The following is a 17,508-nucleotide window of genomic DNA, read 5'->3' as shown; positions in this document are numbered from 1 at the left end:
GATAAGTGGGCGAACTTTAGAGACCATACAGGTTTGGGCTGAAACTCTCATTCCAAGCGCGGAACGCGGCCGGTCGCCCGCGCTGGCCAGTTGGACCGGAGTATTATTGGTAGCGCGAAACGCTGCGTTCGATGTTTCCGAGCGCCGGAAAAGGCAAATCACCCTTTCCGTAGCCCGTACCTCAGCCTTTTGTTCCTGACTTTCTATATGGATTAGATGCGCTAGCGGTCCGATAGTCGTCCAAGTTTCCGCCCAGAAATAGTACCTCACGCTCCTCAGTCGGGGTATCACTCATCCATGCCAGAGCGGGTTCATCATTCTCAGTCCGTCCTCGAGAATACTGACGATCTCTTCCGCCGTCCAAGTTGTGACCCTCGGCACCGTGTAGGTGTGCAACTCATTCGCGTTTTCCGCGATGACTTTGGCGCCATACTCGTTGTCATCGTCCGGCGAAAGGAGCAGTTGTGAGGCCTCCTCTGACAGCGACACAAAAGGCGAACAACTGGTATCGCCCCTCACGTGCTCTGCCGCTGCGCGACCCAGATCAAGTCGTTGGCCTCCCCAGATATTCCAAGGGGCGGCGTCGTAACGCAAAGCCGCCATGGAACGCAAATGGGCCATCGCGCTTAGACGGTCCAACGCATGTGGTTTGCAATGACTGGCGTGGTTTTGAAAGCGCTGCAGCTCCAGGTATGATGATACCATCACGTCGTCGTAAACGCGGCCAATATCGACGCGGTCGACTGACGATCCACTCACTCGTGACCATTTTGCTGATCTTTGCGCAGCGAGTTCGATTTCTCTTCTGAGTTCCGCAATGTTCGCGCACGTCAGCGTTGCGGCAAGTTGAGCGCGCGTTCTGACAAAGGATGGAGCCGTGCACCGTTCATTCTCCAGTATAGCTTGCGCTCTCTTGTTACCATCCGTTACCGTCCGGTTCGATCCAGCCACGGGTGAAGCCGATGCTGCGAGGATTGGCTGAGACTCTTTAAGCCGCTGCTCAAAGTCTGCTTGCGCTGTCTCTTCCTGTCGCGGCTCGAGGTGATGCATCCGAGCCTCGGATCGGTTGACGTCCTCAAATGGGTCCATGCCCTTCTCCCTTTGGTAGCCTTGTCAATATCATTCGTACGAAGTTGATCCGATAAGGATCAGAAACCGCGACCCGCGCAATGTCGATAAAACACACCGAGGCTGTTCTCGAGCGGATCGGTGTGTTGAGGGCGTGCGGGCCGGACTGACCGGGGATCCAAGTCATTCTTCTGTTCCAGAGTTTGGGCCATCAAGTCGGCCTCCTGTCCGGACAAAGTCTTGCCATGCTAGAAGGGTTAGCTGTCGAACACCTGACCAGCCTCATTGAAGAAAATTCGGGGCCCTTCCGACTATGCCAGCGAGCCTGTTGTTCATTGCAGAGCGGAGTTTGGAGATGGGGCCATCGTCGGTATCCGCTCCACGGCAGCGCCGTGTGAAGGTCCGGCAGAAGCAGCGCGGCGGAAGCGCGGCTATCGGTGGGCTTGAGCGGCGTGGAGAAGTATGCCTGGGCCAGCTTGCATCGGCTCCCAGTGGAGCTCCTTTAAATGCTCGTCAAGATGCTAGCTGTGGTCCGAACAGCTTAGTCTGGCCGCAGCCGTCGGGCTCGTGTCCGGGCTGGGATGGCTGAAGCTCATTGTCCTCTGTCGGGACCGCTGATGCGGGGCCTTGCGTCGGTACGCGGGGCGCTGGCCGTAAAACAAGAGCCGGGCGTGCGGCTCCGATCCAGGCATCCGCAACACACGGTTAGTGGCTTAACTCGCAACGTTAACAGGCTGTGCGGCCGCGAGACGTTGAACTGCCAACCAGACGTGGCTGGGGCCACAAACGATTCGGGTGTATAAAGAACGTGGCGGCAAGGACTGGCGCTCGGGCGCCTCAGTTCGGAAAAGAAAAATGGGGCGTTGACGCTTGCAGCCGATGCGCCACACAATGCACCACAACGTTAGTCGCGCCTTATAAACATCTCGCCGCGCAAGCCGTTGGTGTGACCTGCAGGCGCAGCTGAACAAAAAGACCTAGGGCAATCTCGCGGTCGGTCGTATCGGCCCCTCCTTCCTCCGAGCCCGGCGCGTTTCCGGTCAAAGTAGCGATAGATACCAGGCACCGACGCATGAAAATTTGACAAGCATCAGTCTTCCTGGGTTGATCCAAAGCCGGGATGGCCGAAGGAAGCGGCTCTTGGCGCTCGCGGGTTGCACTCCTGTTGCTAATGGCAGGACGGTGATGGCTTAGGTCAGAACGCCGGGGGTGCGGTCGGCCAAATCTGTCGTGTGTTCTCGAGCGCATCAATTCATGTTCCTCGCTTTGAGCCGGCGCCGAGCCTGATCAGAGACCATTTGGGCTAAGCGATGGACAGATAGACGTCGCAATAGAAGGGATGCCAACAGACGATAGTAGATTGAAATACTCAACTATTGCGTTTGCGTGGTTTCGACCTGTAAAGATCCTCTATCGATCCTTGCTCGCTCGCTCGCGAGTCCAAACGTTCCGATCGCGAATGGGCATCAGAACTCCTTCCTGAGAAGCAGCTGGCTTGTTGATGAATTCTGGAGCGCCGACCACCTCGGCATAAGTTATCTCTTTATCTCGCATGATCTTAGTGTTGTTCGTCATATCAGCGATCGCGTCATAGTTATGCGCCGGGGGAGAATCGTCGATAGTGGCCCCACTGAAGAGATATTTCGTAATCCACTGTCTGAATATACCAAGAGCCTTATCGCCGCCATGCCGCGTCTTGTGCGCGAGCAAGAGATAGGTCAGTTATCTACGATCCTCGAAGAAGGCATCGCGTGAATGCCTTCGAATTCGATCCTCTACGGGCATTCGCCTTGCGCGCCGATTTGGTGACGATTGCGCGCTCGATCATCGCTCGACGAGGACAGCTGTGGCCCGGGCTCCCATTTAGATGGACCGGCGGGCGCGCGGAGCAGGACTAGCCGAGTTCGAACACTCGCTAACCGTGAGGTCGGCGATCCGCAAGTGTTGCATTGCAAGTCATCGATGGGTGCCCGCAAGGATTCGCGGCTCTTGCTCTCCGGCAAACGAGCTCGGAATTGTCGCTTTCACGATAGCCTTGCGATGATGGTGCGGTCTCTGACAATGAGACCGTGTTTGTCAGGTTCAAAACATTCGGCGTCAATATCGATTTCATGACGCCTACTCAGCCATTAATACGACTGATGCGGCTGGCACGGTCATTGCTATCAAATTGATGTAATGCCGAGGAAAGGCTGAGAGCAGCGCTGTGAATGGTCACGTTTCAGCCGGCAAGCCGTGGGTCCATTTCTGAAAAAGAAGCAAGACCTTGAATTCTTCGCATTCGGTTTGATGGAGAGCGATGTGGATTTGCCTATAAGAGCTGACGAGCCAAATCGCAACTTCTGGACATATCGGCACTGTCAAACGACCGTTGCGCTGCCAGCGTTAGCCGGTCTCGGTAAACAATGGCAGCGAGCGGCAGTGGGGACGCAAGACGAGAATTCGGCTGACGTGCTCAAGCGTGCCGGCTGCGGAGGCCACCGACACAATAGGTGTCTCACCGACGCATCTTGTCGCCATTTCGCCGACGAGTTCGCCACAAATCGCATAGCGTAACTCCAAGGACTACCAAAAAAGAGGTCAATAACAGGCCCCCCCTAATCCGGGCAATACGGAATCGTCGACATGTCGCAAACAATCGGCGCTGATAGCGAGTGCACCGCGAATGAAGGGGCAGAGCACTGGTCAGAGTCGAAAAACAAACTTTCATCAGATGGCGAGTTTGTTCGGTACTGGAGCCGAGCTGCCGATCGGCTGCGCGCAGTGGCCGCTGTCGGGAGGCGAACCGAGGAGGCGATCAGAATGACTGGAATTGGTTTGCAGCTATCCTCCGAGAACTTTAACGGTCACGACCTGTCAGATTTCCCGTTGCGACGCTGTACCCTCAATCGTGCGCAGCTCTACGGAGCAAAGTTGGATCGGGCAGACCTTTCTGGGGCAAACCTTATCTGCCCAGGGCTAGAGAGGGCAAGTTTCCGCGGGGCCAAGCTCGATTTTGCGTATATGCACGCGATTGCAGCGCAGGTCTGCAATTTCGATGATGCCAGTCTGCGCAGTGTAATTGATGCAACCGGAAGTCTGTTTCACGGTTGCAGCATGAAAAGGACACGCTTTGACAACGCGATGCTAAGCGGACTTCTCATTTACCAGTGCGACGCGAGTGATGCTGTATTTGATGGCGCGGAATTACAGGGTTCGACCATCAATGAATGCTTCCTTCCTTCCGCTTCCTTCCGCTTTGCCAAGCTGAGCCAAGTCACGATCACGAAAGCGCACCTGGCGGCTTGCTCGTTCTTCCAGTCAAAGGGGGACTGTTTATCGATCTTGCGTCCCACCTCGGTCGACGGTCTCACCCTAGAAGGCGCTCATCTTCCGTATCTGAGACTCTCAAAGGTGAGCGGCCGCATTGCGGCGAGGGCTCTGAGCGCTCCCTTCGCTGATGTTCACCTGTCAAATCTTTCAAGTGCGGAGCTTGAGCAGGCAGACTTGACCAAGGCGCGGCTTCTGTCCGTAAGCTTGTCCAACGCGAACCTAATCGGTGCTGTGTTGGACGGTGCCTCTATTCATTCCTGTCAGCTCGATGGAGCGGACCTGTCTCGGGCATCAGGCGAAAGCATTTCGATTACAGAGAGCACAATGCGAGCCTCCAAATTGACGGGCTTTCGTGGCCGCTGTGCCTTTGTGCGCGACTGCGATCTTGAATATGCCGACTTATCCCAGGCTTACCTCTACAGGTCGATGATGACCGGTGATCCCCCGCAATCAATGGCATTGGATCACGCAAATCTCGAAGGATCCAATCTCGTTCAGGCATATCTCGCCGCGGGAATGACCGACACCAACCTGGAGGCAACGCGCGTCGCATACGTTCGCATGAACCAATCGTCCTTGCGCGACGCGAATCTGAGTGGGATATCGCCGTTCCAGGCCAGCTTCGTAAAGGTCGACTTTTCGGGCGCTAAGATAACCACATTCGAGCCACCGTTTTTTGCCGACCGATGTCCGGGACTGCAGACCGCTTTGAAGGCTGATCAGCCGCGCGAGTCATCAAGCTATCTGGCTGAATTCTCATCGTTGATCAGACGTGGTCGAGAAGGCTCGACCTGACGGCTTTGGAAATCGCAAAATAGAAGGGCGTACAATGTCGGTGAGCTTAGAGCAGCTTGGTGCGGTGGTCCGAGCTGTGAGCGGGCGTTAAAGCTCTTTGGGGCTCGGAGGCGTGCGCGGCCAATACGACACCAGGGCCTACCTTCTGCGATCCGACCGATCAGACCACTCTTTCGGGGTCCAAAAGAACTGGAGTAAGAAAATGCATCTGGGATGTCTTTCCGCAGGCAAAGCGTTCATCCGGGAGGTGGCGAGAACAGGTCAGAGTATTGGGACGGTACACACCCTAGGCGCCCTGCATCATGGGCATGCAGAACTGATCAGAAGAGCGGCATCGGAGAATGACGTCGCGATTGTCACAGTCTACCCGAACAAGACTCAGCTTAGACCAGGTGGGAGCTACGATTTCGATTTGGACGCTGATATTGGACTTGCCCTACGTGCGGGAGCAACTGCCGTGATTTCCTCGAACGACACCGAAATGTTCCCGCCTGGCTATCGAACGTTCGTATCGCAAGGCGACTATCATTTGCGTTTAGATGGGCCTGAGGCGTACTTGAAGGAAGCCGTTACGGGGGCAATCCGCTGGATTTGTTATGCGCGACCAACTCGCAGCTACTTCGGTCTCAAGGATATCGGTCAGGCGATCCTGGTGAAGCGCGCTGTCGCAGACTTGCTTCTTGATTGTGAGATACGATTTGTGCCGACCGTGAGATACAGGAACGGAGTTCCCATTTCGTCGCGCTTGCGAAGATTTAGCCGATCCGAGCTTGATGAGCTTTCGTGTCTCTTCACGGCCCTCAACCATTCGAGAAAAGAGATCGCCCAAGGGGCGTCGAGCGTCAAGGATCTTGTCGCGTCGGCTACAACTCAAATAGCGTTCCGACAGTTTAAACTCGATTTTGTTCGCATTGTTGGCGCTGATAGCTTCGCAGACCTGGAGCAGGTCAAGCTCCCCTTCATAATTGTTGCAGCGGCAACGGCTCATGGCCTCAGGGTCTTCGATAATATCTACGTTCCGGATCAGGATACACTCCTGAATGGTGCTCCGGATATCTGGATCGATCTACCTGAAAAGTCCTAGCCAGACGATTATGAATGTCGTGATTTTGACAAAAGTAGTCACTCCGGCCGCGCCTGAACGCAGCGCCTACGTTATGACTGTGCATTCCGCTTTGCGCTGCCCAAGCGCACAGCCATCGTCCCACCAGCGGTGAAGCTCTCACGATCCACTGAGTAGATCAACTTGAAAAGTCAATCCATACCGAACTGCCCAATATGGTAGGGTCGGCTAGCCGCACGTTGAGATAGTCTGCTCGAGCGGCGCGTCGCAGCCAAACGTCACGGCAGCTCGAAAACGGTGAATCGCGACCTTTGGATCCGTAAGCTCTCGAGAGCAGAATCTGCGGAGATGATATGGAAAGGCGATTGGAAGATTATAGAGCTGACGACGCGTGTGTTGTCCCGCTAAGAAATCTGGATGTAAGCGAGGCCAAGCGCTTCCAAGACGACAGCATATGGGGGTGCTTCGAGCGGTTGCGAAGGGAAGATCCCGTTCACTACTGTCAAGACAGCCCTCATGGCCCATATTGGTCCCTGACGAAATACCGGGATATCGTAGCGGTAGACACAAACCACAAAGCATTCTCGTCAGAGCAAGGTGTCACTATTGTTGACGTGCCTGCCGAGCACTGGACCCAGAGTTTCATCAAGATGGGACCTCCTCAGCACGCCGAGCAGCGTAATACCGTGGGTCCAATAGTCGGACCGGAAAGCTTGGCGAAACTCGAAATCTTGATCCGCTCTCGGGTCAGGGCGATTCTAGACGGCTTGCCGCGCAATGATGCCTTCAATTGGGTGGAGATGGTCTCCATCGAGTTGACGACGCAGATGCTCGCCACGTTGTTCGACTTTCCATTTGAGGATCGGCGACTCCTGACCTATTGGTCAGACGTAGCTGTTGGAACTCCGAAAGCAGGGCATGCGATCGACAGCTGGGATAAGCGAAGCACAATCTTATCCGAGTGCCTGGATTATTTCACACGGCTTTGGAACGAGCGCATCAATGCCGAGCCGCGCCTCGATCTGATTTCCTTGATGGCGCATTCGCCCGCCACACGCCATATGGAGCCGAATGAGTTTCTCGGGAATCTGATTCTGCTGATCGTTGGGGGGAATGACACCACGCGCAACTCGATTACCGGCGGCCTCCTGTTCATGAGTCAGCACCCCTCCGAACTGAGAAAACTAACCGACAATCCCAAGCTGGTCTGGAGTGCCGTGTCCGAGATTATTCGATACCAGACGCCGATCGCACATATGCGCCGCACCGCCGCGACCGATAGCATCGTAGGCGGGAAGCAGATCAGGAAGGGCGACAAGGTCGTCATGTGGTACATCTCCGGCAACCGAGACCAAGAGATCATTGAGAACGCCAACAGTTTCGTCATCGACCGCAAGAATGTACGGCAGCATCTCTCGTTCGGATTTGGTATCCATCGCTGTCTTGGTCGACATCTTGCGGAACTGCAGTTGAGAGTCCTCTGGGAAGAGATTTTGGGTGCGGGACTGGAGGTCAAGGTTGTCGGCGAACCCGAGCGAATTGCGTCCAACTTCGTGCACGGCTATTCCGCTCTCCCCGTGCGGATTGCAGCCTAGGCCCTGGTCGCTCCCGGTCTGGCAGCCGGCACGCGGTGGGGTGGGCCGTCCTGAACCATCTTCGCTTCTGCAAGCAGCGAAGATGGTTTGGTCGGCGCGAAACAATGGCTGCATGTAGGAATCTATATCAGCCGGGCAGATGTTCGAAGTACACGTGAGGAGCGATAGTGTAGCGCGCGGACGACTTGCAAAGCGCCTGACGCCGAAAAGCCAACCGCCACGGTAACTCCGATGCCGCGTCTCCGGGCTGCCTTGGGTAGCCGGGACCGCAGAGGCTGATGAATTTGATGTTGAAGATTGTAGCGGTGGCAGCGATTTTCCTTGGAGAAGCGCTTTCGATATTCGCCGAGCTGATTGCCTCACGGCAATTTGGAAAGGCCGGCGGTGATCTGGCAATGCTGTTGCCGATGTTTCTCCTGATATCGTTCGGCGGCATCCTCCTCGTGTTCGGATACGCGCTGGGCTACATGCATCTGAAGAATATCTGGATCATTGTCGCGATATCGATGGGAGCGATTCTGGTAGTGGAACCGATGCTCACCCTCCTGCTCTTTAGAGACGTGCCGACAGCCGGTTCGTTGATAGGCTTGATGTTCGGTGCGATTGGTACCCTCGCTGCCATATTTCTATGAGTGTGATTTAACCGGCCTGGGCGCGGCCCGGCTTTGGCGAGATGTAGTTTGAAGGCTGCGCAACGTCGATTCTGCTCAGTTCGGACCTGGAGAATGTTGTTGCTGATGGCCTCCGGCGTCTCGCCACGCCCGTGTATGGCTGGTGACTTGGTAAGCTCTTCGGTCGAAGTCTGTTTGCTGGATAGCGGGACGCGTGTTGCGAGCGCAGGTCTGCCGATAGACATACGCTAGCCATTCCTGCTTGGCCAAAATTGCCGTCCAGGAGGCGGTTGGGGATGACTTGGCCCAGTTCGCGTGCACCGAGGCACCGCATTGGGGCGGGACTATCTCGCGGGCAGGGCAGGTCGGGCCCCGGTCACGTCCTAGCTGATCACGCCGGCACTGATGCGGCTCGTTCAGCAACACGAGGAGCTGCGATGGAAGTCGAACACAAGGCGAGATCTTCTTTCTTGTGCATCCAGATGAATGCTCTTGGTCAGCTAGTCGTCAGCTGGGGGGCCTATCCAGACAGGCTGCGCACTCTCGACTATTCGGAGATGAAGTATGAAAGGTATTGGCCGAGCTGATTCATCACAGGGTGAGGCGGCGGGAGCCGACAGCGCCGGGGAATTGAGCCGTTCGAGCCTGGAGCCTGGTCTCTTCCCTGGGGAACGCGGTCAATCCTTCGATGCCGTCCTGGAGCGGATGCGCTCCGGGCCTCAAGACAGAACTGCGGCTTCAGATATGGCGGCGCCAACGCGCAACGAGATCAAGGCGGCAAAGCGAAACTTGGACAGCCTGCTTGAGAAGTTTGAAGCTTGCCGTCGAGCGGCCACGCAACGCTGCAACTTGGAAAAGGCGCAAGAGCTGATCGATCGAGTGGTCGAAGCAGGCTCAGCAGTTCTGGAGCATTACGCGAATCTGCCTGCCAATTTGGCGCGTCGTATCCTGCCTGACGATCAGGCTCGCCGGCTCCGCGACGACACGCTGGATGCGGGGAACCAATGTAACAAAGCGGCCACCCATATCATTTACCAACTTGAGAACAGGAGAGAGCAAGCAGCAGCCCTGCTCGACCATGTCAAAGACACCGCTCCGCCCGAGCAGCTGAGCCGCGTCGTTGCGGGCGTCGCCAACCAATATGCTGCCTGCATGGAGTGGTGGGGAAAGAAGGCGCTGCGCTTCGAGCGGATGCAGTCAGTCTGTGCGGCTACTGCCCACTTGCCAAGCAGCACGCCCGAGATGCGCAAGGCCGAAGAGGCGGAACTCAGGCTCAATACAGGCTGGGCGCTCACTACCAAGTGTATGTATCTGCAATCGCGGATCGCTCTCGCGCAGCTCTTGATTGAGTCGCAAGCGAGCACGTTAGCACCAGAGGCGCGAGCCGCCCTCATGGACGAGAGCGGGAGGGTGCGTCTGCTCGGGACTTTTGTTGGAGATGTTTTTCCGGCATTTGTTTCGACGGGCGACGCCGTTCGCGGAGGAGCGGTGCTCGACGCCGAGCACCGCGCCGTTCTGGAAGGAGTGATGGAACGGCTTTCGGAATTTGCATCCCAACTGAGGGGCATGCTTGCCCCCCTGAGGGAGGCTGGAACGCAAGCTGACCTTCCTTTGCAGTTGCTTGGCGAGATCGTGGACGGTGCGTGGGTGACGGCGAACGACGTCATGCGGCTGCTGGCATTGCAGCCAAAGACGGAAGTGACGATTGAACCGCCGGCTTGGGCTGCGCTGCCAGAAAACACTGCCCTGGTGGGTGAAGGCACTCCAGTGCGCAGAAAGGGCAAAGCAAGGCGCGGAGCAGCCGCAGGCGAGGGGAGTTCGACGGCCAGCCCGCCTGCGGCGCAACTCGCCAGGCCCGATGTCACGACGGCCCCCACGGGCAAGGTCATCGTGCTCTCGGATCTCGGTACAAAGAAACTCGCCACGCCGGAGGAGGCAGCTGCGTCATCCTCTGCGACCGATCACCTCCAGATGTGGCAGGCTCCGCCCTCCAGGAAGGCACTGCCGGGATTACTTGAGCGATTGGACGAGCTGCTGCAGTTCGATCTGCGGGCTCAGCAAAGCGCCGTCTCGCAAGCGCGCCAGATGAAGCCCGAGGACGCCGAACATGTCCTGAATCGCGTGATCAAGCGCTTGCAGACGCAGTCCTCCGAGATTGAGGCCTGTGTAGTCGCGCTGGAGGAGCCTCGCCGACGGGGCATGCTCACGGCTGCGCAGGTGCCCGAAGTGCACGAAAAGATAGTCCGGCTTCAAAGGATGGGGTCCGAGGTTCAGGGGCAGGCAAAGTCATTGAGCGCGCGAAAGGCAGCAATCACGAGCGATTGCATGAAGAGCTATGCGTTTCCATCGCAGAAATACCTTGCACAGTTGCGGGCAGCGGGGGAACTGGCGTCAGTGGATCCACCTCGCGCCTTGAAGGGAGAGCCAGGGACGCTGTTCGAAATCAAGCTACAGCCCATGGCGCTGAGCAATGGCGGGACGCCAAGGCCGATGTGGGTACACATCCATACCAAGCGGCCGGTACATGCCTGGCAATTGGCAACGCTGGGCGATCGCGAATTCGCCGCTAGCCACGTGAAGTCTGACGAACAGCGCGGCTACAATCAGCACTGGCAGAACGCTCGAGCCGCCGAGGGGCACGAGAACGTCGTGGTCCACCGCGGCAAGCTTACTCCTGCGTTCTGTAGGTCCTTGTTGAGCACCGCCGCTGGCCAGCCGTGGCAGCCCCTTCCCGACCCGGAGCACGCTTCAGCTCAGATGGCTCGACTGGGGATCTAGTGAGCTGGTTGTCTTGCGGCGGTGAGCCGTCGGCGTGAGTTCATGCCTTTCGGACCGGCTCGGCGGATTGCCTGAGCTGCGCTGAGCGTCGTCGGGCTCCAGCTCACAGAAGGCTGGAGCCTGGGAGAGAACACTGCTTACGGGAGGGGTATCGGCTGGCGATCCGGAGGATGGTGGGTCGTCGTACAAGCAAGCTGCCATTCTCTGCTGTGGCGAACATCGGCGCTCGGACGAGAAGCTGGGCCGCTGACTATTGCAGGCGGGAGATATACCAGATGCTGGCGGCGATACGCCCGGTGTCACAGTGCTTTCACCAGCCTGCCCGCGGCGAACTGGCGCGCAAACTCTTCGGGCGAGCTTCAACGGATCGCGGATGGTCCGGATGTACGGGAGCTGAGCGTCCCGGCCGCTTTGACGAATCAAACCGGGCGGTGCACAACAACGCCGCCTGTTTGCTACTCTAGCATCAGCCTACGACGGCCCCAGCATCACGCCTCCTTGGCCCCCCAAAAGATGCTGGGCTTGTCGTTCTTCGTTGAGCGTCTCAATCCGAGTAAGTCGGAGCTTCTTCGTTTCAACTGCAATGGCGCCGGGCGCCGCGGAGACAATTTCAGTACACCGGCGTATGGTCAGTCATTTCCCTGCTTTTTTCACTCGCCGCCACGAGTGAGCAACGGTGGCACCGTCGGAAGAGCAGGCTGCGCCGCACGATCAGCTTGGTGGGACTGTTCATTGTGTCATGGCGCGAGCTCGCGACAGCAATCCGTAAGACGGGCCTGGCCGAGCTTTTACAGCTGGATGCCGTGCTCCCTAAGCACCCGGTGCATCACCTCGCTTTTGATCTCGCAGGCGATCTCGTTGACGATTTAACCTCGGCATCGTCCGTCAGACCCGCTTCGGCCAGCCGTTGCTTCAGCCAAATTTGAAACTCGTCGCCCATCGCATCGATGAGCCGATCGTCGATTGCTGCATACTTATCCATTCGGTCAATAGATCTGATCAAGAAAATCAATTTTACCGCTTGCAACGTGGTCATATAGACCCTCGAGGGCGGCTGGGGCTAACCTAGGGAAGCGATATCTCGAATGAAAAAGTCTGTGTTAGTGACCGCGAGCGCCCTCGCGCTTGCAACGGCGGTAATGCCTCCTTTTGCTGCAAACGTTGCCGCGCAGCCGGTTGCGGCGAGTGCGCCGGTAGCCGATACATCATATCCTGAGTGCGTGGATGACCCGTTGAATGGTATCTGCGATCTGTTTTTTTGCTTGACGGATCCCTCGTGCGTCCAGCACTGACAGCGGGAAACATATCAAGCAGAGATGAGGATTGACCCTCGTGCGGCCGCTGCTCCGACAGCGGCCGCATCCTCATGCCGTACTTGCGCTAGTAGATAGTACAAGCCGCGCCTTCTTGTTCTCTAAACGACGATCAGAGTGACGGCTCACTTACAGCCTTTCGGTGACATCCGCCGATCGTGCAACTGCCGCATCGGCCAAGATCGGGTAAATGGGGAAAAGTCATTTCAGACGGAGACGCTGCGCTCCGACAGGAGCTGCTGCTCGATGTAAAGCTGCTCGAATTTTCAGGATAGATTCTCTTTTACGTGCTGGCTCCATACCCGTCCTCCGGCTCGATGTTTCGCATTTCGGACATCATAGATGTCATCCTTACCTGTTCGGGCATGACTAGGGCAGCGGTCGTGCCGGTACGGCCATTCGTCTATGGTCGGGCACATAATTGAGTGGCGCCGTCTCCGGCATCATAAGCATGGCACAAAGCGCGGCCGCGCCCGCGAAGAGCATGTACCAGGCGGGCACGAGTGCACTCCCGGTAAGGTGGATGAGCCAGGTGACGATCGGTTGAGCTGTGCCTCCAAAAATCGCTATCGCAAAAGCGTAGATCGTCGCGAACGCGCGACCACGAATGTACTTGGGCAAACCTTCGGCCATGCTCACGTAGAAGGCGCTATACGGAATCGTTCCGATCAGGGTGAGGACGCCGAGACCTCCTAGAAGTGCCAAGGCACTGCGGCTTTCTGCAATCCACAAGAATACCGGATAGGTCATCAGTAATGCAGTGACCTGCGGCCATATCATGATACGCCGACGGCCTACGCGGTCGGCGAGCAGGCCGCCCAGCAGTGCTGCAGAAATTCCGACCGTGTTGCTGATGAGCGTAGTAGCAAAGGCGAGAGGCGTGGAAACGCGGAGGGTGTTCAACGCGTAGGTCGTCATGTATCCCGTAACATAAGTCGTGATCGTGCAGCTGGCCAAGATGACAAATCCCAAGCTCATGATGCGGCGATCGGTAGGTGGTCGCCCCTCGGGCTGGGTGACAAGAACCGGCGCCTCGGGGCGGTGCAGCGTTTCGGGCAGGACGCTCCGCAACCAAAGTCCAAACGGCAACGTAGCCGCGCCGAGCAACAGCGCGACCCGCCATCCGTACGCATTGAGCGCTTCGCTTGTCATGGTGAGCGAGAGTATTTCTCCAACCAACGCTCCGGCCGTCGCAGCTACCTGTTGGCTCGCGGGCTGAAAGGAGACCGCAAGACCGCGGGCTTTGGTGGGGGCCGCCTCCATCAAGTAGGCTGTCGTTGGACCGACTTCACCTCCGAGAGCAAAGCCCTGCAGCAAGCGTGCGAAAATGGCTAGCAACGGAGCGGCAAGTCCTATTGTCTCGTACGATGGCGTGATAGCCAATAACAGGACCGCGGCGCTCATCATGGCAAAGCTGGCGGTCATCGCGGGTCGGCGGCCGGCCCGATCCGAATACGAGCCGAGCACGATGGCTCCGATCGGCCTGGTCACAAAACCTGCGCCGAAGGTTCCGAGTGACAGCATGAGGCTGACGAACTGGTCAGTTGCCGGGAAGAACGCCTGACCGATCTGTATTGCGAAAAAGCTATAGGTCCCGAAGTCGTAGAATTCGATAATGTTGCCGATGGTTGCGCCCAACACCGCGCGGCGTGTCAAGCGTTCGTCTGCCGGACCGAGGACCGGCTCCAGCCCCTCTGGAGTAAATTGCCTCGCCATCCTCGACCTGATCTGGAGCGCGATCCATGGCCCGAACATTTCGACCAGACAGGTCGCGCAAAGTTGCATTCCACTTGCCCGAGCTCGTCCTCACGGCCATCGCCTGTTCACATGTAGGCTGAAGCGTGTCACGACGAACCTCACGGTAAGCTCTGCAATAAAAATGCCCGCCTTTCGTGGCCCATTTTACCCTTGATCTGATCGCTGGCCTTCCCGGCAAGACAAATATGAGACCTGCTATAGTTGTCGGGCACCCAGACATCGCGCTGCTTTGGCGAGTTTGGGACAAATTGGCGGGCGCCGAACACGATTGGCGATGTCTCGCGCCCTTTCAGCCTCGGCCAGGTTGCGTCCGCTCCTTAAGGAGTCAGCGTGCCACGCCCTTCGTCGCCAAGGCGCTTGCCGCCGCTCAGCGCTCCTGCCGCTCTCTCTCGCGCGGCGGACAAGATCCACCAATCATCAGTGCTCCACCTTTGCGTCCCGGCCGGGTCGCCGGCGAGTGGGCGAACGCCTGCTCGCGGGACGCTCGCGTCTGGCGACCATCAAGACCTAGGTCGTCCAGTCATAACGTGCGTTCGGCGCCGCTCGCCCGCATCTTGGCTATCTCCTGCGCGAGGGCATCAGCCGGGACGGGGAGAAGGCCCGGCTATTCGGCCCCGACGCCGACGAGGCCGATCTCAAGTCGTTCGGGGAGCGCTGCCAAAGGTTCAGGGGGCGTACATCTTGGTCAACCACTTAGAGAGCTGTTAAGGCAAACCAGTGACGCATCCCCAGGAGCTACTGTTCGTGCGCCCGCAACGGGCGAGCACGAATGTGGCCTACGGTTCTTCGCCAACGGACGCTTGGAGGAAGCGGACATTTCAGCGGCGACCTCGCCACCGCGCGCACGAATTACGACGATTTTCCTTATTCAGGACACCAGTGAATTCTCTTTCCAACGCCCTGACACGAGTGCCATCTGCATGACGCAGAGCGTCGATAGCAGCCGGGACAAAGTTGGCGGTTCGTATTGCCTCACCTGAGGACGTAGCGTTCCGCTTGACCGATGTAGCTCCGGCTGTCACTCGGATGTTGTATCATGGCGCGCAGGGTTCGAGGCACTGGGGACTTCGCGGACTACCCACTACACGCAGCGGCGGCCGCAGTCCCCGGATCACCGGCACCGCCGCACCTTTAGCCGTGCTCGGGATGATCGTCTCGGCTGGTTTGCGTCTCAGCGATTTCGTTATCTCAGGTGAACACTTCGCTCCGCGCTTGCCGGACTCTCACGTAGGTCTCGCTCTCGTCTGTTCTCGCGCTCGCGCGACTATCGTGGCCATTCTGGTTAGCGGCCCCGAGCATAGGCTCGAAGCGTCAGCCAGAACGACGGGTCGAGGGCAGAGGTCGAAATGCACATGTTCGGTGCAAGACTGAGTCTGGTCGCGGTCCGCATCACCTGGACCTCCTAACCAGCTTTACGCTCAGGTGAACGCAATGCACGACGCAGACCCGCGCGCCGACTGCGAGGCCAGGCGGAATGAGACTTGGCCCGGAGATGATCGCATCAGAGGGGGCAGCTGCGGCCGCGGGTTTGTCTCCTTTTTCGACCTTTGTCAGCTTCTCGAAAGCCAGCCTCTTTAACATTCGAACTTGGCCTCTCGATGACGAAGCCACCCATCTCTGAATTCGTGACGAACTTCAGCTCATTCCCTGGGGGCAGATCTTCAAGAGGCCTTTGTTCTTATAACAGAAAGGAGAGCTTTCTGGATCCGAACCCGATCGATAATGCCCGTTCACCGGAATCGCCAACGGCGCACATCTGGACACAGGAAGATCATGATTTGTTCAGTCAGATCATGAATGAAGCTGGACCATCATCACCTGCCGCACCTGAGGAAGCGGTAGATGTCTCATTCGCCGCTCCACAGAGATTTTCACACGGTTCGCAAATCGCCCCTGACGCCATGGTTGAGAGGCTATTCCACCACGGTCTCTTGCCGGACTCGGACCAGCCGACGATGACCTATGAAATCCAAGGTCACCGCTACACGGCCGGTTTGGATGAGTCCAATCGCGTTCGTCTTGTTCATAACCCCGCGGAGGACCAAGTGGTTGGGGCCGGCCGGGCGGGAGTACCGGACTTCGGAGCCTTCTTTGCGGAGAAATGGCGCTACGGAATGCCGCTAGGACAGCAATGGGCCACACCTGCCCTAATGGACAAGCTGCGCGAAGAAGGTTTCATGCCGACCGCAGATAACCCCGCCACAATCCTACTTAACAATCGGGCCTACAAAGCCGAATTAGTGGAAGGAGGGTTCGTTAGGCTTACAAGGGTATGAGACGCAACCCGACGGTGAAGCGATCGCGCCGGACTGGAGGCCTGCGATCACTTCGGTTGTCCTTACCTGGAGAGACATTCGCCGCTTAACAGTGGACTGTTCGCGCCGCCAGTGGGTACGCATCATTGGACCCCCTGGCAGCCCACGAGATGCACGGTCATCCTTGCCATTTCATCTGCGTGGTGCCGGCCCGTCATCCGGCCTGCCATATTGCGCCCGTATTGCCTCCCCTGCCGGTGTGACTTTCGCTTAAACGATGTAGCTCCCGCTGTGGGCCAGTCCGAGATTCCACGATGGCGCGCAGAATCGGAGGGACTGGAGACGTCGCGGAATGCCCATTACACGCGGCCAGCGTCGCAGCTTTGCGCCGTGCGGGATGATCGTTTCGGCTGATTTGCGTCGGAGCCATCCCAACAAGCGCTGCACGATGGTGTGCTGCGGGCCGAACTGTTTGGGGCGTTGCTCAGCGAGGCGACCGAGAATTGCCAGCGCCCTCAGACGGGGCTCGGCCGCCAACCAGCGCTCGACGTCGGCTGGATTCGCGCAAATTGGGCAGCGAAACCGGTGACCGTGGAGGGCTTACTCGGAAACGGCGTAGGCCCTGCCTGTGCGAGCGTCAATAACTTGCGGACGCGGAGGTATTCTCAAGGAGCTGGCAGCAAAGGTCGCGTAACCGAGAACGACGGTCGCAAGTGGCTTTGCGTGGCAGTGCAATCGCGTGAGCGTATTTATCGGATGGAAATCCTATCAGTTGGCACTACCAGATCTGGGCGTTTTGCAAGCAGCACCTGAACCGTAGGATTACGACACAGTGAAGTGGACCCCGGGAGCAGGACCACTGACGCCGCCTTCTTAGTTGGAACTCTCGCCGCTCCGATTTTCTGATATGAGGCCGCGAGGGCCTCTGTCTGCGTCTGTTGTTGAGGTTGTGGGCATGTG

Annotated in this window: 10 protein-coding genes; 7 read left to right on the top strand and 3 right to left on the bottom strand. The window is 57.8% G+C overall.

Annotated elements, in window-relative coordinates:
* Positions 1-291: 291 nt before the first annotated feature.
* A complete protein-coding gene (locus I6F37_RS33425) occupies positions 292-1,089 on the bottom strand; it encodes a hypothetical protein (RefSeq protein WP_225129480.1) in 798 nt (265 codons plus the stop codon).
* A 1,365-nt stretch (positions 1,090-2,454) separates the two neighbouring features.
* Between I6F37_RS33425 and I6F37_RS46015 the strand changes: the two genes are divergently transcribed.
* The 6 genes from I6F37_RS46015 (at position 2,455) to I6F37_RS33395 (ending at position 11,222) form a co-directional block, all read left to right on the top strand.
* Positions 2,455-2,823, top strand: a complete 369-nt coding sequence (locus I6F37_RS46015) for a hypothetical protein (RefSeq protein WP_225148666.1) — start codon at positions 2,455-2,457, stop codon at positions 2,821-2,823.
* Positions 2,824-3,693: 870 nt separating this feature from the next.
* Positions 3,694-5,175, top strand: a complete 1,482-nt coding sequence (locus I6F37_RS33415; protein ID WP_225129478.1) for a pentapeptide repeat-containing protein — start codon at positions 3,694-3,696, stop codon at positions 5,173-5,175.
* A gap of 202 nt (positions 5,176-5,377) precedes the next feature.
* Positions 5,378-6,259: a pantoate--beta-alanine ligase gene (locus I6F37_RS33410; RefSeq protein ID WP_225129476.1), complete on the top strand. Its 882-nt coding sequence runs from the start codon at positions 5,378-5,380 to the stop codon at positions 6,257-6,259.
* A gap of 332 nt (positions 6,260-6,591) precedes the next feature.
* Positions 6,592-7,833 carry a cytochrome P450 gene (locus I6F37_RS33405; RefSeq protein ID WP_306469169.1) on the top strand — a complete coding sequence of 414 codons (1,242 nt, stop codon included), beginning with the start codon at positions 6,592-6,594 and terminating at the stop codon, positions 7,831-7,833.
* Positions 7,834-8,111: 278 nt separating this feature from the next.
* Entirely contained in the window at positions 8,112-8,465 is a 354-nt protein-coding gene (locus I6F37_RS33400) for a hypothetical protein (protein WP_225129472.1), read from the top strand.
* 543 nt (positions 8,466-9,008) lie between these two features.
* Complete coding sequence (locus I6F37_RS33395) at positions 9,009-11,222, top strand: hypothetical protein (RefSeq protein ID WP_225148665.1); 2,214 nt, start codon at positions 9,009-9,011, stop codon at positions 11,220-11,222.
* Positions 11,223-12,048: 826 nt separating this feature from the next.
* Here the strand turns inward: I6F37_RS33395 and I6F37_RS33390 are convergent.
* Positions 12,049-12,258: a hypothetical protein gene (locus I6F37_RS33390; protein ID WP_225129470.1), complete on the bottom strand. Its 210-nt coding sequence runs from the start codon at positions 12,256-12,258 to the stop codon at positions 12,049-12,051.
* A gap of 646 nt (positions 12,259-12,904) precedes the next feature.
* Positions 12,905-14,251 carry an MFS transporter gene (locus I6F37_RS33385; RefSeq protein WP_225129468.1) on the bottom strand — a complete coding sequence of 449 codons (1,347 nt, stop codon included), beginning with the start codon at positions 14,249-14,251 and terminating at the stop codon, positions 12,905-12,907.
* Between the two features lie 1,640 nt (positions 14,252-15,891).
* Between I6F37_RS33385 and I6F37_RS33380 the strand changes: the two genes are divergently transcribed.
* The gene (locus I6F37_RS33380; protein WP_225129466.1) at positions 15,892-16,569 is read left to right on the top strand and encodes a hypothetical protein; all 678 of its coding nucleotides are present in this window, start codon (positions 15,892-15,894) and stop codon (positions 16,567-16,569) included.
* Positions 16,570-17,508 lie beyond the last annotated feature (939 nt).

Source organism: Bradyrhizobium sp. NBAIM08, from assembly GCF_020193935.1.
In the GTDB taxonomy this organism is placed as follows: Bacteria; Pseudomonadota; Alphaproteobacteria; order Rhizobiales; family Xanthobacteraceae; genus Bradyrhizobium; species Bradyrhizobium yuanmingense.
Note: the sequence above shows the minus strand (reverse complement) of the source record. Positions and strands in the feature narration are given on the sequence as shown.

What these genes read in the sequence shown, in the direction of transcription:
- I6F37_RS33380 (WP_225129466.1), top strand. Translation starts at nt 15,892, where the DNA reads ATGACGAAGCCACCCATCTCTGAATTCGTGACGAACTTCAGCTCATTC.
- I6F37_RS33415 (WP_225129478.1), top strand. Translation starts at nt 3,694, where the DNA reads ATGTCGCAAACAATCGGCGCTGATAGCGAGTGCACCGCGAATGAAGGG.
- I6F37_RS33385 (WP_225129468.1), bottom strand. Translation starts at nt 14,251, where the DNA reads ATGGCGAGGCAATTTACTCCAGAGGGGCTGGAGCCGGTCCTCGGTCCG.
- I6F37_RS33395 (WP_225148665.1), top strand. Translation starts at nt 9,009, where the DNA reads ATGAAAGGTATTGGCCGAGCTGATTCATCACAGGGTGAGGCGGCGGGA.
- I6F37_RS33400 (WP_225129472.1), top strand. Translation starts at nt 8,112, where the DNA reads ATGAATTTGATGTTGAAGATTGTAGCGGTGGCAGCGATTTTCCTTGGA.
- I6F37_RS33425 (WP_225129480.1), bottom strand. Translation starts at nt 1,089, where the DNA reads ATGGACCCATTTGAGGACGTCAACCGATCCGAGGCTCGGATGCATCAC.
- I6F37_RS33410 (WP_225129476.1), top strand. Translation starts at nt 5,378, where the DNA reads ATGCATCTGGGATGTCTTTCCGCAGGCAAAGCGTTCATCCGGGAGGTG.
- I6F37_RS33405 (WP_306469169.1), top strand. Translation starts at nt 6,592, where the DNA reads ATGGAAAGGCGATTGGAAGATTATAGAGCTGACGACGCGTGTGTTGTC.
- I6F37_RS33390 (WP_225129470.1), bottom strand. Translation starts at nt 12,258, where the DNA reads ATGACCACGTTGCAAGCGGTAAAATTGATTTTCTTGATCAGATCTATT.